This window comes from Butyricicoccus porcorum (assembly GCF_002157465.1).
Lineage (GTDB): Bacteria > Bacillota > Clostridia > Oscillospirales > Butyricicoccaceae > Butyricicoccus_A > Butyricicoccus_A porcorum.
On record NZ_NHOC01000003.1, the window covers coordinates 70813 to 95684 of the forward strand.

The window sequence follows — 24872 nt, forward strand, 5'->3', positions numbered from 1 at the left end:
ATGGCGGAAGCAAGACCAAAGGATTACCCAAAGCTCAAACATTACACACCGACCCGGTTCATGCTGCCGATCTCACGCTACGACAAAGCAAAGGCGGATCGCGCCGTGAAATTTATCGAAAACCTCCGGCACACCAAGGGAAAATGGGCGGGCAAACGCTTCTGGCTTCTGCCGTGGCAGGAACAGCTGATCCGGGACATTTTCGGCGTGGTGAAACCGGATGGAAACCGCCAGTTTCGCACCGCCTTTGTCGAGATACCGAAGAAAAACGGCAAAAGTGAGCTGGCAGCCGCGGTTGCGCTGTATCTGCTGTATGCGGACAACGAACCCAGTGCAGAGGTATACGGCGCGGCGGCAGACCGCCAGCAGGCATCCATTGTCTTTGATGTGGCAAACCAGATGGTGCAGATGACGCCTGCGCTCATGAAGCGAAGCAAAATTATGGGCGCTACCAAGCGCATTGTCAATTACAGCAATGCGGGTTTTTATCAGGTGCTTTCCGCAGAGGTCGGCACGAAGCACGGGTTAAATGTGTCCGGCCTGGTCTTTGACGAACTGCACGCACAGCCCACACCGCATCTTTATAATGTCCTGACCAAAGGCTCCGGTGACGCACGGGAACAGCCGTTGTTTTTCCTGATTACCACTGCCGGTACGGATCGAAACAGCATTTGCTATGCGATACATACCAAGGCAAAGGACATTCTGGAAAACCGCAGGGTGGATGCATCGTTCTATCCTGTCATTTATGGAATCGAGGATGACGATGATTGGTCGGACGAAGAAAACTGGAAAAAGGCAAATCCGTCATTGGGATACACGATTCCGCTTGACCGCGTCAGGGACGCTTACCGGGAAGCATCGCAGAACCCGGCGGAGGAGAATGTATTCCGGCAGCTCCGTCTGTGCCAGTGGGTGACCAGTACAGTGCGCTGGATACCGGAACACATTTATGAGCAGGGCAACCGTCCGATTGATTTGGAGAGCCTGAAAGGGCGTGACTGCTATGGCGGGCTTGACCTCTCCAGTTCCGGTGATATCACGGCTTTCGTTCTGATGTTCCCACCGCGCACCGAAACCGAACCATATTACATGCTCCCGTTTTTCTGGGTACCGGAGGATACGATCCCACTGCGGATAAAACGGGCATCCGTTCCGTATGATGTCTGGGTCAGGCAGGGGTATCTGATGTCAACCGAGGGCAATGTCATTCACTATGGATTTATTGAAAAGGTGATCGAACAGCTCGGTGAGCTGTACCACATCCGGGAAATCGCGTTTGACCGCTGGGGCGCGGTGCAGATGGTGCAGAATCTGGAAGGTGCCGGGTTTACCGTTGTCCCCATCGGACAGGGCTACAGGGACATGAGCCCGCCGACAAAAGCCTTTTATGAACTGCTGATGAAGGGGGAAATCATCCACGGCGGCAATCCGGTGATGCGCTGGATGGCGGGAAATGTGGTAGTGGAAACCGACCCGGCAGGCAACATCAAGCCGACGAAAGCAAAATCGGCGGAGAAAATTGACGGCATTGTTGCGGCGATTATGGCGCTCGACCGCTGTATCCGGAATGCGGGACAGCAGGGAAGTGTTTATGATGCCCCGGAGCGGGGACTGCTGGTGTTTTGACAGAGGAGGACTGAAATGGGATTTTTGAAATGGCTCGGATTGGGCAGGCCGCGGGATGCGCCGCCGGTACAGGACAATGTGCGGGATTCTTCCGGCACATTCCTGTTCGGCACGGCAAACAGCGGAGAGCGCGTGGACGAAAAATCTGCCCTGCAAATTTCCACGGTGTACGCCTGTGTCCGCCTGCTGGCAGAGACCATTGCCAGCCTGCCATTACATCTGTACTGCTATATCGATGACGGAAAGGAAAAAGCAACCGACCATCCGCTGTATAAGCTGTTGTACCGGCAAAGCAACCCGGAAATGACCAGCTTCGTCTTTCGGGAAACCATGATGACGCACTTACTGCTATGGGGCAATGCGTATGCACAGATTATCCGGGACGGGCGGAACAACATTCTCGGACTGTATCCGTTACTGCCGGAGAATGTAGAGGTCGACCGGAATGAAAACGGCGAGCTGTACTATATCTATCACGCCTATACGGACGATGTGCCGGGTGAGCGCGACAAAGATATCTATTTCCGGCGGGATGAAATCTTTCACATTCCGGGCCTTGGCTTCAACGGTCTGGTTGGCTTCAGCCCGATTGCCATGATGAAAAACAGCCTCGGCACAACGCTTGCGGTAGAGAAATATGGGGCGTCCTTTTTCAAGAATGGCGCACAGCCGTCCGGTGTGCTGGAGCATCCCGGCGTGTTAAAAGACCCGGCAAAAATTCGGGAGAACTGGTCTGCTGTCTATGGCGGCGCAAACAATGCGCACCGGGTTGCCGTGCTAGAGGAGGGGCTTCAATACAAGCCGATTTCTCTCCCACCGGAGGATTCACAGTTTCTGTCCACGAGGGAATTTGGCGTGGAGGAAATCTGCCGCATGTTCCGCGTGCCGCCGCATCTGGTGCAGAGTCTGAAGCACGCGACGTTCAGCAACATCGAGCATCAGGCGATTGACTTTGTACAGCACAGCATCACGCCGTGGGCGGTTCGGTTTGAACAGGCAATCATCAAAGACCTGCTGTTGGAAACAGAACAGGACAGTTATTTCCCGAAATTCAATCTGGATGGACTGCTCCGCGGCGATTACCAGAGCCGCATGAACGGCTATGCCACCGGCTTTTCCAACGGCTTTCTTTCACCGAACGACATCCGGCGGCTGGAAAATATGGATCCGATTCCGGACGAAATGGGAGGGAATTTCTATATGGTAAACGGCAGTTATGTACAGCTGAAGGACGCGGGAATTTACGCGAAAAACGGTCAATCCAATACGGAAGAAAGGAACAGCTGAAATGAAAAAATTTTGGAACTGGCTTCGCAACAGCGAGGGGGAACGCACGCTCCGGCTGGAAGGCCCGATTGATGAGGACTCTGTCTGGGGCGATGAAATCACGCCGAAGGCGTTCCGCGCGGAGCTGGAGGAGGACGCAGGCGATATCACGGTTTGGATTTGCAGTCCCGGAGGGAATGTCTTTGCCGCGGCGGAGATTTACACGATGCTTCGGGAGTATCCGGGCACTGTGACGGTCAAGATTGATTCCATCGCGGCATCCGCCGCCAGCGTGGTTGCGATGGCAGGAGACCGCGTGCTCATGAGCCCCACCGGGATGCTTATGATTCACGATGTGCGTCCAGATAGGGCGTTTCTGATAGCAGGTTAATGGTACCTGTTCCCCACAGTTACGGGGAAGTCAACCCACCTAACCGAAAGGCGAAAGCTGACACGGGAACATAGCACGGTGGGAAAGCGGTAAGTTGCCAAAGATTCCAAGGCACTACTGAACTGCAATGACAAGAGGATATGAGGATGAACTTGTAATAGTGAATGCGAGATACAGTGTCCATTATCATTGGAACGGGAAACGGAATCTAATATCCCGTGGACAGCGCCAGCCGATAGGGTTGTGGTCGGCGTGGGTAACTGTAATGCTGTCCCACAAGCTGGAGAACCAGCCGAAAGGTCTAAAGCACATCCGACAATCCTTATACCAAGCAGAAACGTTAACTGGAGATTGCCTAAGTCAGAATGCTTATAAAGCTATGTACACAGGTACTGAATATCTGATATGGCAACGGAGTCCCCATAGTAGTCTGAGGTGGGAACACCCACTACACGGCGAAGGGGGACAGTTCTAACGATTCAAAATAAGAAGATGAAAGGGAGGAGAAGCCTCAATGAATCCAACATCGGATATTTTGGAACGAATAGCAGAAAGTTCTAAGTCGCATACTGACGGCGTGTTTACGAGGTTGTACAGATATCTTCTCAGAGAGGATATTTATTTCACTGCCTATAAAAACTTATACGCTAACGCAGGAGCGTCAACAAAAGGTACAGATGACGATACAGCGGACGGATTCGGTGCTAAATATGTTTCAGATATTATCGAGTCATTGAGAAATCTGGAATATAGCCCGAAACCAGTGCGGAGAATCTACATTCCGAAGCACAACGGAAAACTGCGTCCTCTGGGAATACCATCATTTCGAGACAAGCTTATACAGGATGCCATAAGGCAGATACTGGAAGCGATTTATGAGCCTATATTCAGTGACGATTCGCACGGATTCAGACCTGGCAGGAGCTGTCACACAGCATTTGACAGGATAAAGTACGGATTTAACGGAACAAAATGGTTCATAGAAGGCGATATCAAAGGGTGTTTTGACAATATCGACCATAAGGTGTTGCTGAATATTCTCTCGAAAAAAGTCAAGGACTCAAAGCTGATTAACCTGATAGGTGCTTTCCTGAAAGCTGGCTATATGGAGGAATGGAAGTATTTCCAGACCTACAGCGGCACGCCACAGGGCGGCATACTTTCCCCAATTCTTGCAAATATATACTTGCACGAATTGGATAAGAAAGTTGCGGAGATAAAGCAACGGTTCGACAGCAATGAACCCAAGAAATATACCGAGGAATACGGCGGAATATGCCACAGAATCAGCACGCTGCATAGGAAGAGTAAGAATAACCCTGATTCCCCAGACCGTGAAAAGTGGATAGCCGAAGAGGTGGAACTGAAACGTCAGCGCGTCAAGATACCAGTATATCAGGACAATAACAAGCGTATCTGCTACGTCAGGTATGCGGATGATTTTCTGATAGGGGTGGTAGGCTCAAAAGAGGATTGTGTGGAAATCAAGGCTGAACTGAAGGATTTTTTGGCAGCTGAACTGAAGCTGGAACTTTCGGATGAAAAAACCAAGATAACACACAGTTCAGAGTCAGCAAGATTTCTGGGATATGACGTAAGTGTCCGAAGGTCGCAGGAACTGAAGCGCAGGAGTGACGGGGTCAAGCAGAGGACGTTAAATGGGACGGTCATGCTGAATGCTCCGTTGAAGGATAAAATTGAAGAATTTCTGATTAGCAACGGGTACGGGGTCAGGACTGCCGATGGCAGGATTGTTCCGATAGCCACGAAAGGATTGCGAAACAGAAGCGACTTTGAAATTGTCTCAACCTACAATTCACAGATGCGGGGAATCTGCAACTACTATCGGATGGCAAGCAACTTCCCGAAGCTGGATTATTTCGTTTATATCATGGAATACAGTTGTCTGAAAACCTTGGCAAGCAAGCACCAAACAACTATGGCAAAAGCAAGAGGCGACAGGCGGACGGGCAAACGATGGGGTGTCCCGTATGAGACTAAGACAGGCACAAAAACGCTTATCTTTCTCAACATGACGGATATCCGAAAGAGCCGTAAAGCCAAGCTGGATAATGTCGATGCCGTTCCTAAGAGTGTATCGAAGCAAAACGAGATAAAGAACAGGCTGAATGCTGGAATTTGCGAGTTATGCGGATGCGACAGCGAACCAGTTGTAGTGCATCACGTTCAAAGCCTTAAGGCACTCAAGGGGAAATCTGCGTGGGAGCGGAAAATGCGTTCTATCCGCAGGAAAACTTTAATCGTGTGCGAAACTTGCCATAACAAGATACACAATAAGACTTTTTGTTAATCGTCAGTAATTAGAATGGAAAGCCGGATACTCGGAGACGGGTACGTCCGGTTTGGAAGGGGGACTGTGCAAACCTACTACAGAAATGTAGCAAGGCGGCACTTTCCTACCTTACCCCAGCACCATTGCCATGGGGAACAGCGAGGATATGCGCAAGGCGATTGATGTGCTCAATGAGGTGAAAGAGTCCATTATCAACGCGTATATGGCGAAAACCGGGCTTTCTCATGCCAGAATTGCCAATCTCATGAGCAATGAGACATGGATGAACGCGAAAAAAGCCGTGGAGCTTGGATTTGCCGATGGGATTCTGTTCGAAGATGCTGATTCGGATGACGATCCGGACGAAGAGGAAGACACCGGTGAGGACAATGATGAAGAACCTTTGCGGATGGAAGCACAGATGTATTCCACACGCCGGATGGGACAGGTAATTCTGAACCGGCTCGGCGTGAGCGATCAAGTACAGCAGGAGCCTGTGGACACATCCCTTGAAAAACTTGACGGAGGAGTTCTGTCTCAGCCAATCATTGGCATGGACGGCACAACCGAGGATGGCAGTGTGCCGTATTTGATTTTACAAAAACAGCTGGAATGCCTGAGATAAGCTCAGTGTTCCGGCTGTCTGCATTTTTTTACGATACTGTATGGAGGAAAGGCAATGAACAAGATTTTAGAGCTTCGCGGCAGGCGCAATACGCTCTGGGAGCAGACGAAAGCATTTCTGGAGGAGCATCGCGGTGAGAACGGGCTGGTGGCATCGGACGCTGTGGAGCAGTATGACAGGATGGCACAGGAGGTCAAAGACCTCGGCACAGAGATTGAGCGTCTGGAACAGCAGGCACAGGTAGATGCACAGCTGGCGGCACCCACTTCCAGACCTGTATCCGGCAAGCCGATGATTATGACAGAAGAAAGGGCGGCTACAAAGACCGGTACGAAGGAATATACCGAAGCGTTCTGGAATATGATCCGCAACCGCGGCAATTACGGCGAGGTACACAATGCCCTGTCCGTCGGTGAAGATTCCGAGGGCGGCTTTACTGTGCCGGATGAGTTTGAACGCAAGCTGGTAGAAGCACTGGAGGGCAACAACATCTTCCGCGGCATGGCAACGGTCATCCGTACCAGCTCCGGCACGCGCAAAATTCCGATTGCCGAGGACACCGGTGAAGCGAGCTGGATTGACGAAGGCGAGGAAATCCCGGAGAGTGATACGACCTTCGGACAGACCATGCTGTCTGCGTACAAGCTGGGCACGATGATTAAGATTTCCAATGAACTGCTGAATGACTCGGCATTCGATCTCGCGTCGTATATTGCACGCCGTTTTGGTGTGCGTATGGGCAATGCGGAGGAACGCGCGTTTATTACGGGCGACGGCGTGGGCAAGCCGCTGGGCCTGCTGGACGATGCCGGCGCAAAAATCGGCGTGACTGCCGCAAAGACAACCGCAATTTCCTTCGATGAGGTATTCCAGCTGTATTATGCACTCAAAGCGCCGTACCGCAAGAAAGCGGAATTTCTGTGCAGTGAAGCGCTGGTGCTCCAGCTCATGACGATCAAGGACAACAATGGGAATTATATCTGGAAGCCCGGTCTGGACATCGGAAAGCCGGATACCCTGCTCAACCGTCCGCTGAAGACCTCGGCATTTATGCCGGAGGTTGCGGCAGGCAATAAGGTCATGGCGTTCGGCGATTACAGTTATTACTGGATTGCGGACCGCCAGAACCGCACGTTCCGCCGCCTGAACGAGCTGTATGCCCGCACGGATCAGGTGGGTTTCCTGACCACCCAGCGTGTAGACGGCAAGCTGATCCTGCCGGAAGCCGTGCAGGTGCTCCGGATGAAGGCAGGGGCATAACACCTGAGGAAGGAGGACGCTGACATGGCGCTGATTTCACTGGAGGAAGCGAAAACCTATCTCCGGGTCGATGCGGATGACGAGGACGCTTTGATTGGCGTCCTCTTGTCCTCTGCGGAAAAGCTGTGTGCAGATGTAGCGCGTCTTTCGGAGGAGCAATGGAGTGCTGTAAACGGAACAGATGACAAGGAACAGCTCATTTCTCTGCGGGCTGTCCTGCGCGTGGCGATTTTGTACACACTCGGTTATCTCTATGAGCACCGGGAGCAGGCGGATCATCACGCACTCACGCTGACCCTGCGAAACCTGTTATTTTCTGTCCGGGAGGGGATTGTCTGATATGAAAATTGCAGAAATGAACGAACGGATTGTGATTCAAAAGAGCCGCATGGACACCGACACCATCGGGAATCACACGCTGAAATGGTTTGATTATTATTACTGCTGGGCATGTGTGGACCATGTGTCCGGCAAGGAATTCTGGGAAGCGGCACAGCACAATGCGCAGGATTCTCTGTTTTTTACCATCCGGCAGTTCAGCCCGGTGCGCGATCTCGACACCACGCATTACCGTGTCAAATTTCACGGAGAGATTTACAATATTACGTTTATCGACCATTCACAGTACAAAAATAAAATGCTCCGGCTGATGGCGGAGCGGAAATGACACTATGGCAAAGAAAATCACAGTGGACCGGTTGTCTGATGAAATCATGGACGCACTGGAGGAATACAAGGAGATGACAGACGAGGTGGTGCAGACAGCTGTCGATACCGTTTCCAAAGAAACGAAAAAACTTGTACAGGCAGGCTCGCCTGTCCAAACCGGCGGATACCAAAAGGGCTGGGCGGTAAAGAAAACCTCCGCAAAAGCGGGTCAGGTCAGCATCACGGTTTATAACCGGAAAAAGCCCGGTCTGACACATCTGCTGGAAAAAGGACACGCCAAACGCGGCGGCGGGCGTGTCGCGGGACAGCCGCACATCGCTCCGGCGGAGCAATACGCCGTCAGCGAGCTGGAAAACAAAATCAAAAGGGGGCTGAGCTGATATGCTTTCCTATGAACAGATTACAGACCTGCTCCGTCAGACCGGTCTGCCGTTCGCCTATCATCATTTTTCGGAAGGGGAATCGCCTGACCCGCCATTCCTTGTGTATCTGATACCCGGCAGTCACAACTTTTCGGCGGACGGTATGGTCTATTGTCGGGTCGATCAGCTGGATATCGAGCTGTATACAGACAAAAAACAGCCGGAACAGGAAGCAAATCTGGAAGAACTATTTGATGAAGCCGGGCTGTTTTACAACAAAACGGAGCAGTTTATCCGGTCGGAACAATTATATGAAGTGCTGTATGAGATGGAGGTGTAGCGCATGGGAAACAAAGTAAAATACAACCTGAAAAATGTCCATGCCGCCAGGCTGACGGAAACCGTCACGGAAAGTGTGCCATCGTTTGCGTATGCCAAGCCGCAGGCCATTCCCGGTGCGGTCAGTATCAGTCTGGACGCAGAGGGCGAATCCAGTCCGTTTTATGCGGACGGCATTGTATATTTCCGTTCGGCAACCAACAACGGCTATTCCGGCGATCTGGAAATTGCCTTGATTCCGGAGTGGTTCCGCACGGACATTTTACAGGAAAAACTGGACAAAAATGGCGTGCTGGTAGAAAACAGCACAGTCGCGGAGAGCGTGAAATTTGCCCTGTTATTCGAGTTCGACGGCGACATCAATGCCATCCGGCACGTGCTGTACAATTGCAGTGCATCGCGCCCGTCAATTGAATCGGAAACGAAGGAAGATACCATTGAACCGGGTACGGAAAAGCTGTCCATCACGGCAGACCCGCGCTCGGATGGTCTGGTCAAAGCCCGTACAGGTGATACAACTGATCAGACGGTGTATGACGGCTGGTATCAGTCGGTCTATCTGCCAACGGAGGAGGATGAGGGATGATCAAGAGAGAAATCGAAATCTGTGGCAAGCCGGTGCCGTTTCGTTCGTCTGCGACTGTGCCGCGTCTGTATCGCGCCAAGTTCAAGCGCGATATTTTCAAGGATCTGAGCAAGCTGGAAAGCTCGTATAAGGGGAACACTGAAAACGGAGAAGAATTTCAGATTGAAGATTTGGAAATCTTCGAGAATGTCGCATATATCATGGCATATCACGCGGACAATTCGATTCCGCAGGACATCAACGACTGGCTTGACCAGTTCGATATGTTTTCGATTTACGAGGTATTGCCGCAGATTCTGGAGCTGTGGGGCGATAACATGCTGACAGATGTGACGGCAAAAAAAGAGTTGGCAGAAGTGAACGGGAAATGACCACGCCGCTGTTCCTTCTGCGCTGTGTGGAGCTCGGCATTTCCGTTCGCGATCTGGATTTGCTGACCATCGGATTGGTGCTGGATCTGTGGACGGAAAAAGCCAATGACGGCGTGAAGTACAGTCGCATTGCGACGCAGGAAGATTTTGATAAGTTTTAGCTGTCTATCAGAAAAGGCGTTTTGAAACGGGCACTCATCTTTTGTATAAAACGATTGGACAACACGCATACTGACGTTGAGGTGAACGTGAATGTCAAAAGCAAGCGCCTATTTTACGCTGGACGGCTTAAGCGATAAGCACGATGTAAAAGCAATCAAGCGGGAGCTTGACACTCTTCCGGGAGTGCTTTCCGTCAGCATCAGTGATGACTCCAAACGAGTCGCTGTGGATTTTGATACCACAGGCGTGCAGACTGACCGCATCGGAAAACGGCTTGAAAAAATGGGGTATCAGATTCGTGATACCAAAACGGAAAACCATGTGATGTAGGAGGCAGACAGATGCCACAGACACAGGAAAATAAAAAAGCAGAGGGCAACAAACCGCTGAAAAACCACAATCCGAATGAACAGCACAATGTCAAAAAAGAAGCACTCGGCCCCAATACCAGACGATGAGGAGGACATGCCATGCCGAAGGACAGCCAGCCCGATCCGAAGGAAGTCAGAAAAGCAAAAGCGAATGGACAGACGCCCCTGACCCGTGAAAATCAGAATCACAACAGGAACGCCAAAAAGAAGTCCATTCGGAATAACGATGTATGATACAACCCAGTTCGCGCAGGGCGCAGTGTTCATGTGGGTGAAACTATGATAAAATACTATCATGGAACAGGAAAGCGCGGCCTGTATTTTGAAGGATGGTATCTGAAGCACCAGACCAAAGAGGGCGGCGCGCTGGCTTTGATTCCGGCGGTTCATATTGACCGTACGGGACGGCGCAGTGCGTCGCTTCAGGTCATTTCAGACAACCAGGCGTGGTGGCAGGAATATCCGGACACGGAATTCTGGGCTTCGGAGCAGGCATTCCGGATTCAACTGGGGAAAAGTCTCTTCACAAGCCAGAGAATGTGGCTGAATGTGGAACAAGAGGGGCTTTCTCTGTGCGGCACTCTGCGCTACGGGCAGTTTACACCACTCAAATCGGATATTATGGGCCCGTTTCGTTTTCTTCCCGGCATGGAATGCTCGCATGGCGTCATCAGTATGGGGCATTCACTGGAGGGAACACTGGCGCTGAACGGGAAAAAGCTGGATTTTTCCGGTGGCACGGGATACATTGAAACCGACCGCGGCAGATCGTTTCCCAGCGCCTATCTCTGGACACAATGCATCTGGCAGGAGCCGCAGAGCGTCAGTCTCATGCTTTCGATTGCGACCATCCCCATGGCAGTGGGGAACTTTACCGGGTGTATCTGTGCAATTGTTTGCGATGGACGGGAATACCGTCTTGCCACCTATCGCGGCGCGCGGGTGGAGCAATGGTCGGAAAACGGCGCAGAGATTCGCCAGGGTAAGTACAGATTAGAGGCAGAACTGCTGGAAGAGCATAAATGTCCCCTGCATGCTCCTGTGGAGGGAAACATGGGACGCACCATCCACGAAAGTCTCTGCGCGAAAGTGCGGTACCGCTTCTGGTGCGGAGAAACGCTCCTGTTTGAACACACAGACTGCCATGCCAGCTTTGAATACGCGGACGAAAGGAATCATCATGGCCAATCAACTGCAATATGAAAAATCACCCTACCTGCTCCAGCATGCGGAAAATTCTGTGGACTGGCGTCCGTGGGGGACTGCCGCGCTGGAAGAAGCCAAACGGGAAGACAAGCCCATTTTTCTGAGCATCGGTTATTCCACCTGCCACTGGTGCCATGTCATGGCGCATGAATCCTTCGAGGCGGAGGAAGTAGCGGCAGTGCTCAACCGCGCCTTCATCCCGATAAAGGTTGACCGGGAGGAACGCCCCGATGTGGACGCGGTTTATATGGCGGCGTGTATTGCCATGAACGGTTCCGGCGGCTGGCCGCTTACTGTGCTTCTGACACCCGACCAGAAGCCGTTCTGGGCGGGCACGTATCTTCCGAAACCGCAATTGATGTCTCTGCTGGAACAGGCAGACCGGCGCTGGCGGGAAAATCGCGGGCAGTTGATTTCTGTGGGAGATATGCTGACCGAGCATCTGCGGCAGGAGGAAGCAGTACGGCCCGATGCACCCAGCCGTGCGCTTGTACAAAAAGGCGTATCTTTGTTTGTCCAGGGCTTTGACCGGCAATGGGGCGGCTTCGGACAGGCTCCCAAATTTCCGACCGCGCACAATCTGCTGTTTCTCCTGAGGTATGCCCGCCTGACCCAAGACCGTCAGGCACAGGAGATGGCAGAGCTGACTTTGGAGCATATGTACCGCGGCGGGCTTTTTGACCATGTGGGCGGCGGATTCTCCCGATATTCCACCGACCGAAAGTGGCTGGTGCCCCATTTCGAGAAGATGCTCTATGACAATGCACTGCTGGCGCTTGCTTATACGGAGGCCTGGAATCAGACCCACCGGGATTATTGCCGGGAGGTAGTCTGCCGCACGCTGGATTATGTCCTCACGGAGCTGACAGACCCACAGGGCGGCTTTTACTGTGGACAGGATGCGGACAGCGACGGTGTGGAAGGGAAATACTATGTCTTTTCACCGGGGGAAATTGCCGCAGTTGTCGGCGAGAAACAGGGCGAAGCCTTTTGCCGGCGGTTTGGCATTACCTCTGCCGGCAATTTTGAAGGAAAGAGTATCCCTAATTTGATCGGTACGCCGGACTGGGAACAGGAATCGGAGGAAATCAAAGCGCTGCGGAAACAGCTGTATGCATACCGCAAAAAACGGACAAGCCTGCATCGGGACGATAAGGTGCTCACTTCATGGAACGGCCTGATGATCGCAGCGCTTGCCCGTGCGGGATTGATTCTGGATGAGCCTCGCTATCTGGACGCGGCAGAACAGGCAGTTGCCTTTATCAGAAAGAATCTGAAAGACAGCAACGGACGCTTGCTGGCCCGCTGGCGTGATGGGGATGCGGCCCATCCGGGCAAACTGGAGGACTACGCATTTTACACATGGGGCTTGCTGGAGCTTTACGAAGCGTCCTTCCGCGTCGATTATCTGGAGCAAGCCTGCGCATTGGCGGAGCTGTTGCTAAAGCTCTTTTTCGATCACGAGCAGGGCGGCTTCTATCCGTATGCGAAGGACGGGGAACAGCTCATTACCCGCACCAAAGAGGTCTATGACGGCGCGATGCCCTCGGGCAATTCCGTAGCGGAGCTGGTGCTTTCCCGTCTGGCGCGCCTGACCGGAGAAACACGTTGGATACAAGCGCAAGAACGTCAGTTCTCTTATCTGGCGGGAGCAATTCAGGGATATCCAGCGGGATATAGCTTTGCGCTTCTGGCATTGCTGGAGGAGCTTTGGCCGACAGCGGAGCTGGTATGCGCGGCGGAAAAACTCCCGAAAGAACTGACAGATTTCCTCAGGGAACATGCCTGTGGGCTTACGGTGCTGGTGAAAACACCGGCGGATGAAACCCGGCTTGCCGCGCTGGCACCATTCACTTCGGAATATCCGGTTCCGGCGGCAGGAGTCCGGTACTATTTGTGCCGGGGAAAAACCTGCGAACGACCGGTGGAAACCATCGCAGAACTGGAAAAGTTAATGTAGTGTAAGAAAAGTCGCCGTATTGATCGGCGATTGGTTTCAATACAATTTGTTTTGATATAGAAAGCATCAACCGGTGACGGTTGGTGCTTTTTTCATGCCCGGAGCAATCCGGGCTATTCTTTTGCCCATTTTCCGGAGGTGATTGACACATGGCGAGCAGAATCAAGGGTATCACAATCGAAATCGGTGGCGATACAACCGGACTGGACAAGGCACTGAAGTCAGTCAACTCCTCGATTCGCACGACACAGTCCGCTTTAAAGGATGTCAACCGCCTCCTGAAGCTCGACCCATCCAACACACAGCTGCTTACCCAGAAACAGAAGCTGCTGAAGGATGCCATCACCGCCACGAAAGAGAAACTGGACTCGCTGAAGGAAGCACAGATTCAGGCGAAGCAGCAACTGGAAAGCGGCACGCTCGGTCAGGACAAATATGATGCGCTGGAGCGTGAAATCATCGAGACCGAGCAGGAACTGCAGCGATTGCAGCAGCAGGCAGTCACGACCAATGCGACGCTGGAAAAGATCGATGTGGTGGGCGGCAAAATGGAAAGCGCCGGCAATTCGATTGCGAGTGTCGGAAAGAAGATGTCAATTGCGTCGACTGCGGTTGCCGGTCTGGGCGTGGCGGCAGTCAAAACCACAGCAGACTTTGATTCTGCTATGAGCCAGGTTGCCGCTGTGTCCGGCGCAACTGGGGATGACCTGCAGGCGCTTCGGGACAAAGCACGTGAAATGGGAGAAAAGACGAAGTTCTCCGCATCCGAAGCCGCAGAAGCTATGAATTACATGGCAATGGCAGGCTGGAAAACCAAGGATATGCTGAACGGCATTGACGGCATTATGAATTTGGCGGCGGCTTCCGGTGAGGATTTGGCGACAACCTCGGATATCGTCACAGATGCCCTTACCGCGTTCGGATTGTCTGCCAAAGATTCCGGTCATTTTGCGGATATTCTCGCCGCAGCATCATCCAATGCGAACACCAATGTCAGCATGATGGGCGAGACCTTCAAATACTGTGCTCCGGTTGCCGGTGCGCTGGGCTACAGCGCGGAGGATACGGCGGAAGCAATCGGCCTGATGGCGAATGCAGGCATCAAATCCACGCAGGCAGGTACAGCACTGCGCTCCATTCTGACCAAGCTGCAGGGCGATATCAAACTGACGGGAGCAAATTTCGGAGAGGTCACCGTGGCGACCACCAACGCAGACGGCAGCATGCGCTCGCTGGGCGATATCCTCGGAGACCTGCGCGGCTATTTTGCCCAGATGACAGAATCCGAAGCGGCAGCGACCGCCGGAACGCTTGTCGGGCGGGAAGCCATGTCCGGATTCCTCGCCATCATGCAGGCAGCTCCGACTGATATCAAAAAGCTGAACTCTGCCATTTCAAACTGCGACGGTGTCGCAGAGAAAATGGCAAATACCATGCAGGACAATCTGTCCGGGCAGATCACAATTCTGAAAAGCCAGCTGCAGGAGCTGGCAATTTCTTTTGGCGAAATGCTGATGCCTGCAATTCGCGCCGCTGTCACTGCGGTTCAGGGCTTTGTGGACAGGCTGAATAATATGGATGAAGGCACGCGAAAGGCTGTGCTCGCTGTCCTGATGATTGTTGCCGCTATTGGGCCGCTTCTGGTGATTCTGGGAACGGCGATATCCAAAATCGGCGTGGCAATGCAGGGCTTTGTCAAACTGGCAAAGGGATTCGGAAAGCTCCAGCTTGCAATTCAAAACGGGACAGGCCTGATTGGAAAACTGGCATCTGCACTCGGCGGCATCACCGCTCCGATTGCTGCAATTATCGCGGTGATTGGGGTGTTGGTTGCCGCTTTTGTGCATCTGTGGAACACAAATGAAGGCTTTCGCAGTTCGATCATCAACACATGGAACCAGATAAAGTCGGCGTTTCAGACATGCTGCACGGCAATTGTCGGGATGCTGAACAGTCTGGGTTTCAACTTCACCGGCATTACGGACATGCTGCGTTCCATCTGGAATGGTTTCTGTTCACTGCTGGCTCCCGTGTTTGAGGGCGCGTTCCGTGCAATCGCAGCGATTCTCACAACCGTACTCGGCGTGATTACCGGAATTGTGCAGACGTTTACCGCAGTCTTTCAGGGCAACTGGAGCGGCGCATGGCAGGGTGTCAAAACCATATTTTCCTCCGTCTGGAATGGCATGTCATCGATTGTCAGCACGGTTCTGCAAACCATTCAGGGCATTGCGGATGCCATGCTCGGCTGGTTCGGCACGAACTGGCAGACCGTGTGGACAGGGATCAAAACCTTTTTTGAAGGTATCTGGAACGGCATGTCGGCATTCCTTTCCACGGTCTGGACAACTATCTGCAATGTCGTGCAGACAGCGGTCATGCTGTTGGGCTCGATCCTGCAGGCGGCGTTTGATATTATTACACTGCCGTTTCAGCTTATCTGGCAGAATTGCCACGATACGATTGTTTCTGTATGGGATGCCATCAAGAGCAAAGTTTCTTCGGCGCTTAACGCCGTATCCGGTGTGATTTCCTCCGTTATGTCCGCCATTCTGGTTGTCATCAGCAGTATCTGGTCTGCAATTCTGGCGAAGATCAGCACGGTTTTGAATGCGGTCAAAAGCGTGGTCACTACAGTGTTCAATGCGATCAAGGGTGTTGCGTCTACCGTCTGGAATGGCATTAAATCCGTGATTGCTTCTGTTGTGGATGCTATCCGAAGCAAGGTTTCTTCTGTCTTTGATGGGATGAAATCCTCGGTATCAGCGACGTTCAATTCCATCAAAGCAACGGCATCGTCTGTCTGGAACAGCATCAAAACAGCGATCACTAAGCCGGTGGAGGAAGCAAAGGCTAAGGTGAAAGCCTGCGTTGACGCAATCAAGGGATTTTTCTCCAGCATGAAGCTGTCCCTGCCGCATATCAAACTGCCGCATTTTCATGTTTCCGGCAAGCTGTCCATCGACCCGCCGAGTGTTCCGCACCTGTCCATCGACTGGTACAAGGAAGGCGGCATTCTGGCAAAGCCCACGATATTCGGCATGAACGGCAGTTCCCTGATGGCAGGCGGGGAAGCCGGAGCAGAGGCAATCCTGCCGCTGTCAGCATTCTATAAGCATCTGGAATCCATCCTCGCATCCAAGCTGGACATGACGCGCATGGAACAGTATCTTGCTATTATCGCAGACAACAGCGGAAAGGGGATTTATCTGGATGACGGCACGCTCATCGGCAGGCTGCTGCCCGGTATTGATGCCGGACTGGGCAGACTGCAAAAGCAGAAAAGGAGGGCAACGATATGATTCCTGACATTTATTTTGATGATATTTCCATGCTGTCGTGCGGCTGGCTTCGGGAATCGGTCGACTTTCCTGCGCCGCAGCCACAAAACGACATTCTCACGGTGCCGGGACGGAATTCGCCCATCCGCTATGCCGAAGCACTTGGCAGGATTTCATACCAGCCGCGGGAATTTACCGTGGTTCTGTCGATGCTCGGAACGCACGCTCGTTTTATCGAACGAAGTTCTGATATGGTAAATCGGTTCAATGGGCGGCTGGTGCACGTGACAAAAAGCGAAGACCCGGAGGTCTATGCGGTTGGCACACTCCTGATTCAGCCGTCCTATGACGCACTCGCCGGAAAAGGGATTCTGACTATCTCCTGCACGGATGCCGACGCCTATCTGTACCATATCACCGAGACTGTGCAGTCCGTGATCGGAAACGCCTCGATTGTCCTGGACAATGATTTCATGCCGGTTGTTCCGACGGTTACGACAACTGCCCAGACAACACTGTCGTGGTCGGTTTCCGGAGATTCCTTTACCAAGACGCTGAGCGCAGGCACATGGACGATTCTGGAGCTGGAGCTTCAGGCCGGAAGCAACACAATTACCGTTTCCGGCGCAGGCACGACCACCTTCCGCTATCGGGAGGGACGGTTATGAAGCTGTTTCGCGTCTATGTGGACGGTGCGTTGTTTTACCATCCGCATCTGTCTCAGCTGTCCATCACAGAAGCAAAGCTGACAGAGGACGCAGAGGGCGTGGACAGCTTCACGCTTTCCGCGCCGCATGACCATCCCTATCTGTCGCGGATTCAGCCGATGGCATCCGAAATCATGTGCAAATATGGCGATGCCATTGTATTTAAGGGCAGGGCGTTGGACATCGGAACGGATTTTTACAACACGCATTCATGGCAGTGTGAGGCGGCGCTGGCGTATCTGCGCGACAGTCAACAGCCGCCGTTTTCATATACCGGAAGCCTGTGCGGCCTGCTGGAGCTGTTCCTAAACAACCACAATTCCTCCGTCGAAAGCCGGAAACAATTTATTCTGGGTGATGTCACCGTCACGGATTCCAATGATTATATCAACCGCAGTTCGTCGGAGTATCTGGACACCATGAGCGCGGTCAAGTCCAAACTGCTGTATACGCACGGCGGATATCTGCGGGTGCGGTATGAGAGCGACGGGAATTATCTCGACTGGCTTGCGGATTTTGATGTGCGTTCCGCGCAGACAGTGGAGTTCGGAAAGAACCTGCTCGATGTGAAAATAGAAGAATCCCACGAAGACCGTGTGACGGCGATCATCCCGTTCGGCGCAAAGATCACGGAAACCGATGAAGACGGCAACGAAACCGAAACGGATCAGCGCGTGACCATAGACTCTGTTAACGATGGGAAAAATTACGTCTGCGACGAAGCGGCGGTGGAGGAGATCGGCTGGATCTGGACAACGGAAATCTGGGAGGATGTCACACTTCCGCAGAATCTTCTGACCAAGGCGAAGGTGCGGGTGAAAATCCTGTCCAAAGGCATCAGCAGTATCGAACTGACCATCATAGACGAATCCATTACCGGCGCGGATATCGATGATATTCACGCCAGACAGTATGTGGTCTGCAAATCCGCTCCCCATGGGCTGGATGACACCTTCCTGTGTACCGGCAGGACGCGGGATTACCTGAACGCTTCGGGCAACACCATCACCATTGGCGCGGAGCGCGCCGGAATTGCGTCCATCACAGCGAAGCAAAACCCGGAAAAGCTCGTGCAAAACGTAAAAATCGAGCTGGAAGAGCAGATTTCCTCGACGGAGCGCAAACAGCTGTACCGGGTCGAAATCATCACCAAAGGCTCTTGTATTTTCACAGACAAGGGCATGACGGCGGTACTGTCCGCCCATGTGTACGCGTGGAATACAGAGATCACTGCAAAGCTGGATGCGTCCTGTTTTGCCTGGCACCGCAGTTCTTCGGATGAAGCCGCCGACGCGGAATGGGACAGTTATCATGTCGGAATGAAATCCATCACAGTCACAACGGAGGATGTACAGGACAATGCGTCTTTTCGCTGTGAAGTCAATATTCAGGAGTGAAAATATGGCAGTTTTAACCTCATCTCAGCAGACATTTGTAGATATTACAGACCAGCGGAAGCTGTCCGCGTATATCACATCCAATCTTCCGAAAACGCAGGTGGAAGACCCAAATGTCCTGCCGCACACCTATGCGCCGAGCTGGGACTCCGGCAATCTCAAGCTGACACCGGTTATATTTCTCGATCAGACCAGCGTTGCGCTCGGATCGACCGGATTGACCATCACATGGAAGCGCAAAGACGGTGCGGGCGCGGAATCGGCGCTTGCGTCCGGGGAATCGGCATCCGGCGGTATTTTAACCGTCAGTGAAAACAAGCTGTCTGCGGCGGCTTCCGGCATGCTGACCTATCTCTGTTACATCAGCTATTACGATGCGGAGACAAAAAACACCGTCAATATTACCTCGGATATCACGTTTACGCTGGTGAAAAATGCGGAAAATGCGCGGCTTGCCTATGTCACAGCGGACACCTATGTATTCAAATACAACACCAGCTCCACCCTCGTCGGCGCAACGCAGGCGACCTTGACCGCACAGGTGCAGGGCGTGTCCATCAGCAAGTGGCAGTACAAAAGCAGCGCGGATGTGTGGGCAGATTATCCGACTACTACGGATAACACCAGCATCACCGGCGGCACGCTGGTAGTCAAGCCGTCCCACGCGGTATTTGTGGACAACGTGGCACAGATCCGGCTGGTGACGGACGATGCGGATGTGTATGATACCGTCACAATCACAAAAATCTATGACGGCGCGAAGGGCGATACGGGCGCGGCAGGTGACAAGGGAGACACCGGAACAGGTGGCCTTTCCGTCATCCTGGGCAACGAATCACAGACCATTGCCTGCACGAATGGCGGGCTGGTGCAGTCAGCTGTTGATGTGACCATTCCATTTACCGGATATATCGGTATCACGCAGACCGCGTGCACGTGTGCCGTGGGCACCCTGCCGTCCGGCGTAACCACCAAATCCAACACAGCCGCGACAGCAAGTGCCTCCGGCTCGGTTGTCCTGACCTTTGCGGCGAACGGTACGCTGGGCGGCGCGAGCGTGATGAACGGCACGATTGACCTGACCTTTACCATCTCCGGTAAATCGGTAGTGAAGAAATTTGGCTGGTCAAAGTCCGTCAAAGGTAACACCGGCGCGAATGCCATCGTGTTTTCTGTTTACGCGCCGAACGGCACAGTCGTACAGAACCAGTCCGGCACACTCACGCTGGCAACTGCGGCGTACAACGGCAGTACAGAAATTACGAGCGGTGCGGCTTATCAATGGGCGAAATATGTATCTGGCAGCTGGCAGGATATCTCCAGCGCGGCCTCTGCCACATACACGGTCAGCGGCGCTGATATCGTGAATATCCAGTCATACCGCTGTACGATGACATACAACAGCAAAGCCTACGTCGATGTTATCACTGTGGAGGACAAATCCGACCCATATGTGTCGGAAATGCTCTCGATTGGCGGCTTTACAGTCAAAAACAACCTCGGCGGTGTCGTGCCATACGTAATTGTGCGCACCAACCAGCAGGAGGTTGATGCCTTGAAGGGTGCGATTTCAGAAACTGCCCCGTCCAGCCCGGCATCTGGCGCGTTCTGGTACAAAATTGACCATACAGCAAAGACTGTCACGCTGATGAAATACAGCGGCTCCGCTTGGGCGGCGGCAACCGAAACACAGGAGCTGACCTACACCTGGTACAAGCAGGACAAGAACGGCAATGCCGCCGCTTTTGATAAAACCGGGAAGGTCATCTACCTGTCAGCAGATGAGATCGACAGCCTTGCGACGCTGCAATGCGATGTGTCAAAGTAGGTGATTGGCGTGGCGATTTTAACCTCCTGCCAGTCGACCTTTACAGACATGACAGATATTGAAATCGGTGGCAGAAATTTGGTTCTGAACTCTGACACTGAGCTTTCAGTGAAAAATATGTACCGAACCTATGCACTTTCAGAGTATGGCAAAAAAGCTGTTTCCGGCAGGACAGTGACTGTTTCACTGGATACCTGCTCTGATATCGATGGAGTGACGATTGACGTATATATTCGGAAGGTCATAGACGGCACCGGAAGCAGCTGTAACAAAAAAGCAAGCATTCGGAATGTCGGGATGGAATATCAGCGTTTTTCCGTCGTGATTGATGTACAAACGAGTGATTTTATTGAACAGGTTGCTGTCCGCAGTAATTCCGCCAGCGGAACAGGATACAGCACCACTGCGACGGTATACGCTAAGAATATTAAAGTGGAAATCGGAAATGTACCGACTGACTGGACGCCCGCTCCGGAGGATACCAGGCAGGTCATTGATACAACCGCAGAAGAACTCCGCGAAAGTATTGTGGAACAGAGCACCTCTCTGGTTAACACCTGTCAGGAAATACTTTTTTCTGCTCTGACGGATTACACCGAAACAGGTGATTTCACACAGTTCCGGGAATCCACCGAAGCACAGCTGAAGATTCTGTCAGACCAGATTTCATTGAATTTCTCTGATGTCACTTCGGAGCTGACCAGAATCAACGGTGATTTACAGGAGAAGTTCAATACAATCACGAAATATTTCACATTCAGCGTCAATGGTCTGACGATCGGACAGGTAGATAACCCATATAAGGTCATTATCGACAATGACCGCTACAGCATGACAGTCAATGATGTGGAAGTGCTATGGATTGCAGGCGGCGAAGTGCATACGCCGGAGCTGACGGTCACAGACCGGCTCAAGCTGTTCGGCTATCAGCTTATGCTGGACAGCTCCGGCAATCTGAACTGCGAATATGTAGGAGTGTGATTGACATGGCAGCATCAGGAAGTTTTTCTAAGGTATTCAGCACAGGCTATACGCTGCTTGTGGAGTGGACAGAAAGTAATGTGGACGCACCGAACAATCAGAGTGATATCACGGTTACGGCAAAGCTGAAAGCCACAGGATCATATCATATTTCTTCCTCTGCATCCAAGACAATAAGCCTGACAATCAACGGAACAAAATATTCAAGCACCTGCACAGTGGGCATCAGTGGCGGCGAAACAAAGACGCTGATGACCAGGACGGTAGCAGATATCACACACGGCACAGATGGCAGCAAAACAATTTCGATCTCATGTTCTCTTGATATTCAGGTAACGCTGTCCGGCAGCTATGTATCGAATGTGTCAACCTCCGGCTCGGCAACGCTGACAAAAATTGCACGATCCAACACGTTATCTGCCAGCAACGGCACATTGGGAACAGCGCAGACATTGACTGTGACCAAAGCAGATTCCAGCTTTACGCATACCATCACATATACGTGTGGTTCCGCATCCGGTACCGTCTGTACACAATCCGGCAGTACAAGCATCTCATGGACACCTCCGCTCACACTGGCTTCTCAGGCACCGTCCGGTACATCAGTGTCTGTGACGTTTACCATCCAGACCTATTCCGGCAGCACAGCACTGGGAAGCTCATCGAAAACGATTACCTGTGCTATTCCGGCGAGTGTGAAGCCGTCGATTTCCATCGCAGTTTCAGACAATAACGGCTATGCATCGACATATGGTGCATATATTCAGGGATTGTCCTGTGTGAAGGTCACAGCAACGGTTACGATGCAGTACAGCGCGACAGCATCCGGCTATGATGCGACAATTGACGGGAAGAAATATACAGCCGGAACGTCAGCGGCGGTGGTTTCTGATGCACTGACGAGTACGGGAAGTCTGACGATTACGGCATCTGTGACGGATTCCCGTGGGCGCACGGCGAGTACAACACAATCGATTACGGTTGTTGCATATTCGCCGCCGGCAATCACGGCATTTACCGCAAAGCGGTGTGATTCGTCTGGAAATTTGTCTGCTACAGGCACATATCTTAAGGTCACATTTTCGGCATCCATCACAGACTTTGGTGCTGCTGCAAGTACAGCAAATACGGCGGCGTACAAGCTGCAATACAAGAAAACAACGGCAGCAAGCTATACGGCCGTTACTTTGACCAGCTATGCCGGAAAATTTTCCGTTTCAAATGGCACATACAAGTTTTCAGCAGATAAAGCTGCGGCATATGACATTATTTTGACTGCAACCGATGCTTTTCGGTCTTTCGCCTGTACCGGCAAAGGCCCGGCTGCGATGACACTGTTTTCTTTCCTGAAGGGCGGTATGGGAATTGCATTCGGCAAGGTTGCGGATACAGAGGGCTTTGACGTCAATCTGCCTGCCATCTTTCGCGGAAAACTGGCGTTTAATTCCGATGCGGCAACCTCCATGCTGGATTACTGCCATCCGGTCGGCACAATCTATGAAACAACCGATGGAAATTTCGACCCGGCAACGGCATGGGGCGGCACATGGGAGCGCATCAAGGATAAATTTCTGCTTTCTGCCGGTGACACGTACACAGCCGGAAGCACAGGCGGCGAAGCGACACACAAGCTGACCACCTCTGAAATGCCGTCACATTCCCATCGGTCTTACGTGTACAACAGCTCCGGCACAACGAGCTGGACACCGACTTATGGAACCTATGCACTCACGGTAGGTTCTGTGAACAATTCGTCTCCGGTCAAAACATGGGGTGCGACGGTTGCGCTGGACAAAACCGGAGGGTCTTCTGCGCACAACAACATGCCACCGTATCTCGCGGTCTACGTCTGGAAGCGCACGGCATAACAACACAGGCGGCTGTCTTCGGACAGCCGCTTTTCAGATAGAAGAAATCAAATAATGGAGGAATTGTTTATGAAGGAATTTTGGAATGGAATCCAGCTGGTGTTTGCCGTCATTGGCGGCTGGCTGGGCTGGTTTCTGGGCGAATGCGATGGACTGATGTATGCGCTGATTGCATTTGTCATCGCGGATTATGTCACCGGCGTGATGTGCGCCGTTTCGGACAAACGGCTGTCCAGCGAGGTCGGATTCAAAGGAATCTGCCGGAAGGTACTGATCTTTGTTCTGGTGGGCATGGCAAATATTCTGGATATGCATGTGATTGGCACCGGCTGTGTTCTTCGCACGGCGGTGCTGTTTTTCTATATCTCGAATGAAGGCGTATCTGTACTCGAGAACGCCGGTCACTTAGGCCTGCCGGTTCCGGCAAGGATGCTGAATGTACTGGAACAGCTGCATGAGGACGCGGAACAGGAGGATATTGACAATGAGTAAAACAATTACAACTGGATGGATTTCCGATAAAATCAATGGAATCGCGGTGACACAGTCTGCCTGCTCGTCTCAGAATTATGCGGCTTGCGCGAGCCGCGTGGCTTCCTATATCGTGATTCATTACACGGGAAATTCCAGTGATACCGCAGCCGCAAACTGCAATTATTTCAAAACAGGCGGACGCGGCGCATCAGCACATTTCTTTGCGGATGATACGCATATTATGCAGTCTGTCAAGCTGAAGGATCGTGCATGGCATGTCGGCGCAAATTCTTATAAGCACAAGACCTGCCGCAACACGAATTCCATTGGCATCGAAATGTGCACCAGCGGCGGCTATAAGGTCAGCGCGAAGACGAAACAGAATGCGGCATATCTCTGTGCGTATCTTTGCAGGCTGCTGGGCATTACGGCAGGGCAGGTAGATACCTATGTGCTCCGCCACTGGGATGTCACCGGCAAAAACTGTCCGGCACAGATGGCAGGAAACGGCAATGCGGAGTGGACGGCGTTCAAGGCGGAAGTGAAATCGATTCTGAACGGCAAGCCGAATGCATCCACCAGCGCTCCCGTCTCAGCGTCGTCATTCAAGGTTCAGGTCTCTATTTCGAATTTGAACATCCGCAAGGGGCCGGGTACGAACTATGCCAGGACCGGAAAAAAGACCGGCAAGGGCGTGTTCACGATCACCGAAACAAAGTCCGGCACAGGCTCAAAAGCCGGATGGGGCAAGCTGAAATCTGGCGCAGGCTGGATTTCGCTGGACTACGCGAAGCGCATTTGAGGAAATGGGGCGGTGCAGCACTGCATCGCCCGGTTTTCTTTTTG

At 52.4% G+C, this 24872-nt stretch carries 24 protein-coding genes and 1 pseudogene; all 25 read left to right on the plus strand.

Features of this window, described 5'->3' with window-relative positions; translation table 11 throughout:
- Positions 1-1629, plus strand: coding sequence for a terminase large subunit (locus CBW42_RS03810; RefSeq protein ID WP_205703608.1), 1629 nt, complete (start codon positions 1-3; stop codon positions 1627-1629).
- Between the two features lie 15 nt (positions 1630-1644).
- Complete coding sequence (locus CBW42_RS03815) at positions 1645-2916, plus strand: phage portal protein (RefSeq protein ID WP_087017947.1); 1272 nt, start codon at positions 1645-1647, stop codon at positions 2914-2916.
- A gap of 1 nt (position 2917) precedes the next feature.
- Positions 2918-3250, plus strand: a pseudogene (locus CBW42_RS03820) (ATP-dependent Clp protease proteolytic subunit); the annotation flags it as partial.
- A gap of 550 nt (positions 3251-3800) precedes the next feature.
- Complete coding sequence (locus CBW42_RS03825; protein ID WP_087017951.1) at positions 3801-5597, plus strand: reverse transcriptase/maturase family protein; 1797 nt, start codon at positions 3801-3803, stop codon at positions 5595-5597.
- A 148-nt stretch (positions 5598-5745) separates the two neighbouring features.
- Positions 5746-6204: an ATP-dependent Clp protease proteolytic subunit gene (locus tag CBW42_RS03830; RefSeq protein ID WP_242969777.1), complete on the plus strand. Its 459-nt coding sequence runs from the start codon at positions 5746-5748 to the stop codon at positions 6202-6204.
- 54 nt (positions 6205-6258) lie between these two features.
- Positions 6259-7464, plus strand: coding sequence for a phage major capsid protein (locus CBW42_RS03835; protein WP_087017955.1), 1206 nt, complete (start codon positions 6259-6261; stop codon positions 7462-7464).
- A gap of 24 nt (positions 7465-7488) precedes the next feature.
- Positions 7489-7803, plus strand: a complete 315-nt coding sequence (locus tag CBW42_RS03840; RefSeq protein ID WP_087017957.1) for a head-tail connector protein — start codon at positions 7489-7491, stop codon at positions 7801-7803.
- Position 7804: 1 nt separating this feature from the next.
- Positions 7805-8131 (plus strand): phage head closure protein, encoded by a 327-nt coding sequence (locus CBW42_RS03845; protein ID WP_087017959.1) that lies wholly within the window; start codon positions 7805-7807, stop codon positions 8129-8131.
- A 4-nt stretch (positions 8132-8135) separates the two neighbouring features.
- Positions 8136-8513, plus strand: coding sequence for an HK97 gp10 family phage protein (locus CBW42_RS03850; RefSeq protein ID WP_087017961.1), 378 nt, complete (start codon positions 8136-8138; stop codon positions 8511-8513).
- A 1-nt stretch (position 8514) separates the two neighbouring features.
- Complete coding sequence (locus CBW42_RS03855; RefSeq protein WP_087017963.1) at positions 8515-8835, plus strand: hypothetical protein; 321 nt, start codon at positions 8515-8517, stop codon at positions 8833-8835.
- A gap of 3 nt (positions 8836-8838) precedes the next feature.
- A complete protein-coding gene (locus CBW42_RS03860; RefSeq protein ID WP_087017964.1) occupies positions 8839-9420 on the plus strand; it encodes a major tail protein in 582 nt (193 codons plus the stop codon).
- Complete coding sequence (locus CBW42_RS03865) at positions 9417-9791, plus strand: hypothetical protein (protein ID WP_087017966.1); 375 nt, start codon at positions 9417-9419, stop codon at positions 9789-9791. The genes CBW42_RS03860 and CBW42_RS03865 overlap by 4 nt, the downstream gene beginning before the upstream one ends.
- Positions 9788-9952, plus strand: coding sequence for a hypothetical protein (locus CBW42_RS14610; protein WP_165761044.1), 165 nt, complete (start codon positions 9788-9790; stop codon positions 9950-9952). Before CBW42_RS03865 ends, CBW42_RS14610 begins: the two co-directional genes overlap by 4 nt.
- Before the next feature lie 91 nt (positions 9953-10043).
- Entirely contained in the window at positions 10044-10283 is a 240-nt protein-coding gene (locus CBW42_RS03870; protein ID WP_087017968.1) for a heavy-metal-associated domain-containing protein, read from the plus strand.
- Positions 10284-10423: 140 nt separating this feature from the next.
- Positions 10424-10558 (plus strand): hypothetical protein, encoded by a 135-nt coding sequence (locus tag CBW42_RS15145; protein ID WP_278308576.1) that lies wholly within the window; start codon positions 10424-10426, stop codon positions 10556-10558.
- A gap of 45 nt (positions 10559-10603) precedes the next feature.
- Positions 10604-11527 carry a tocopherol cyclase family protein gene (locus tag CBW42_RS03875; RefSeq protein WP_087017970.1) on the plus strand — a complete coding sequence of 308 codons (924 nt, stop codon included), beginning with the start codon at positions 10604-10606 and terminating at the stop codon, positions 11525-11527.
- Positions 11505-13490, plus strand: coding sequence for a thioredoxin domain-containing protein (locus CBW42_RS03880; protein ID WP_087017972.1), 1986 nt, complete (start codon positions 11505-11507; stop codon positions 13488-13490). Before CBW42_RS03875 ends, CBW42_RS03880 begins: the two co-directional genes overlap by 23 nt.
- Before the next feature lie 149 nt (positions 13491-13639).
- Positions 13640-16792 (plus strand): phage tail tape measure protein, encoded by a 3153-nt coding sequence (locus tag CBW42_RS03885; RefSeq protein WP_087017974.1) that lies wholly within the window; start codon positions 13640-13642, stop codon positions 16790-16792.
- Positions 16789-17439, plus strand: a complete 651-nt coding sequence (locus CBW42_RS03890; protein ID WP_087017976.1) for a hypothetical protein — start codon at positions 16789-16791, stop codon at positions 17437-17439. Before CBW42_RS03885 ends, CBW42_RS03890 begins: the two co-directional genes overlap by 4 nt.
- Positions 17436-18875 (plus strand): phage tail spike protein, encoded by a 1440-nt coding sequence (locus CBW42_RS03895; protein ID WP_087017978.1) that lies wholly within the window; start codon positions 17436-17438, stop codon positions 18873-18875. The genes CBW42_RS03890 and CBW42_RS03895 overlap by 4 nt, the downstream gene beginning before the upstream one ends.
- Positions 18876-18879: 4 nt before the next feature.
- A complete protein-coding gene (locus tag CBW42_RS03900; RefSeq protein WP_087017980.1) occupies positions 18880-20703 on the plus strand; it encodes an autotransporter outer membrane beta-barrel domain-containing protein in 1824 nt (607 codons plus the stop codon).
- A 9-nt stretch (positions 20704-20712) separates the two neighbouring features.
- Positions 20713-21684, plus strand: a complete 972-nt coding sequence (locus tag CBW42_RS14615) for a hypothetical protein (RefSeq protein ID WP_165761045.1) — start codon at positions 20713-20715, stop codon at positions 21682-21684.
- Positions 21685-21689: 5 nt separating this feature from the next.
- Complete coding sequence (locus tag CBW42_RS03905; RefSeq protein WP_165761046.1) at positions 21690-23552, plus strand: DUF859 family phage minor structural protein; 1863 nt, start codon at positions 21690-21692, stop codon at positions 23550-23552.
- Positions 23553-23621: 69 nt separating this feature from the next.
- On the plus strand, positions 23622-24044 hold the full coding sequence (locus tag CBW42_RS03910; RefSeq protein ID WP_087017984.1) for a phage holin family protein: 423 nt from the start codon (positions 23622-23624) through the stop codon (positions 24042-24044).
- Positions 24037-24828 carry an N-acetylmuramoyl-L-alanine amidase gene (locus tag CBW42_RS03915; RefSeq protein WP_165761047.1) on the plus strand — a complete coding sequence of 264 codons (792 nt, stop codon included), beginning with the start codon at positions 24037-24039 and terminating at the stop codon, positions 24826-24828. The genes CBW42_RS03910 and CBW42_RS03915 overlap by 8 nt, the downstream gene beginning before the upstream one ends.
- Positions 24829-24872: the final 44 nt, after the last annotated feature.

What these genes read in the sequence shown, in the direction of transcription:
- CBW42_RS03885 (WP_087017974.1), top strand. Translation starts at nt 13,640, where the DNA reads ATGGCGAGCAGAATCAAGGGTATCACAATCGAAATCGGTGGCGATACA.
- CBW42_RS03895 (WP_087017978.1), top strand. Translation starts at nt 17,436, where the DNA reads ATGAAGCTGTTTCGCGTCTATGTGGACGGTGCGTTGTTTTACCATCCG.
- CBW42_RS03845 (WP_087017959.1), top strand. Translation starts at nt 7,805, where the DNA reads ATGAAAATTGCAGAAATGAACGAACGGATTGTGATTCAAAAGAGCCGC.
- CBW42_RS03875 (WP_087017970.1), top strand. Translation starts at nt 10,604, where the DNA reads ATGATAAAATACTATCATGGAACAGGAAAGCGCGGCCTGTATTTTGAA.
- CBW42_RS03915 (WP_165761047.1), top strand. Translation starts at nt 24,037, where the DNA reads ATGAGTAAAACAATTACAACTGGATGGATTTCCGATAAAATCAATGGA.
- CBW42_RS03830 (WP_242969777.1), top strand. Translation starts at nt 5,746, where the DNA reads ATGCGCAAGGCGATTGATGTGCTCAATGAGGTGAAAGAGTCCATTATC.
- CBW42_RS03810 (WP_205703608.1), top strand. Translation starts at nt 1, where the DNA reads ATGGCGGAAGCAAGACCAAAGGATTACCCAAAGCTCAAACATTACACA.
- CBW42_RS03865 (WP_087017966.1), top strand. Translation starts at nt 9,417, where the DNA reads ATGATCAAGAGAGAAATCGAAATCTGTGGCAAGCCGGTGCCGTTTCGT.
- CBW42_RS03870 (WP_087017968.1), top strand. Translation starts at nt 10,044, where the DNA reads ATGTCAAAAGCAAGCGCCTATTTTACGCTGGACGGCTTAAGCGATAAG.
- CBW42_RS03905 (WP_165761046.1), top strand. Translation starts at nt 21,690, where the DNA reads ATGGCAGCATCAGGAAGTTTTTCTAAGGTATTCAGCACAGGCTATACG.
- CBW42_RS03835 (WP_087017955.1), top strand. Translation starts at nt 6,259, where the DNA reads ATGAACAAGATTTTAGAGCTTCGCGGCAGGCGCAATACGCTCTGGGAG.
- CBW42_RS03910 (WP_087017984.1), top strand. Translation starts at nt 23,622, where the DNA reads ATGAAGGAATTTTGGAATGGAATCCAGCTGGTGTTTGCCGTCATTGGC.
- CBW42_RS03855 (WP_087017963.1), top strand. Translation starts at nt 8,515, where the DNA reads ATGCTTTCCTATGAACAGATTACAGACCTGCTCCGTCAGACCGGTCTG.
- CBW42_RS15145 (WP_278308576.1), top strand. Translation starts at nt 10,424, where the DNA reads ATGCCGAAGGACAGCCAGCCCGATCCGAAGGAAGTCAGAAAAGCAAAA.
- CBW42_RS03840 (WP_087017957.1), top strand. Translation starts at nt 7,489, where the DNA reads ATGGCGCTGATTTCACTGGAGGAAGCGAAAACCTATCTCCGGGTCGAT.
- CBW42_RS14610 (WP_165761044.1), top strand. Translation starts at nt 9,788, where the DNA reads ATGACCACGCCGCTGTTCCTTCTGCGCTGTGTGGAGCTCGGCATTTCC.
- CBW42_RS03815 (WP_087017947.1), top strand. Translation starts at nt 1,645, where the DNA reads ATGGGATTTTTGAAATGGCTCGGATTGGGCAGGCCGCGGGATGCGCCG.
- CBW42_RS03890 (WP_087017976.1), top strand. Translation starts at nt 16,789, where the DNA reads ATGATTCCTGACATTTATTTTGATGATATTTCCATGCTGTCGTGCGGC.
- CBW42_RS03880 (WP_087017972.1), top strand. Translation starts at nt 11,505, where the DNA reads ATGGCCAATCAACTGCAATATGAAAAATCACCCTACCTGCTCCAGCAT.
- CBW42_RS03825 (WP_087017951.1), top strand. Translation starts at nt 3,801, where the DNA reads ATGAATCCAACATCGGATATTTTGGAACGAATAGCAGAAAGTTCTAAG.
- CBW42_RS03900 (WP_087017980.1), top strand. Translation starts at nt 18,880, where the DNA reads ATGGCAGTTTTAACCTCATCTCAGCAGACATTTGTAGATATTACAGAC.
- CBW42_RS03850 (WP_087017961.1), top strand. Translation starts at nt 8,136, where the DNA reads ATGGCAAAGAAAATCACAGTGGACCGGTTGTCTGATGAAATCATGGAC.
- CBW42_RS03860 (WP_087017964.1), top strand. Translation starts at nt 8,839, where the DNA reads ATGGGAAACAAAGTAAAATACAACCTGAAAAATGTCCATGCCGCCAGG.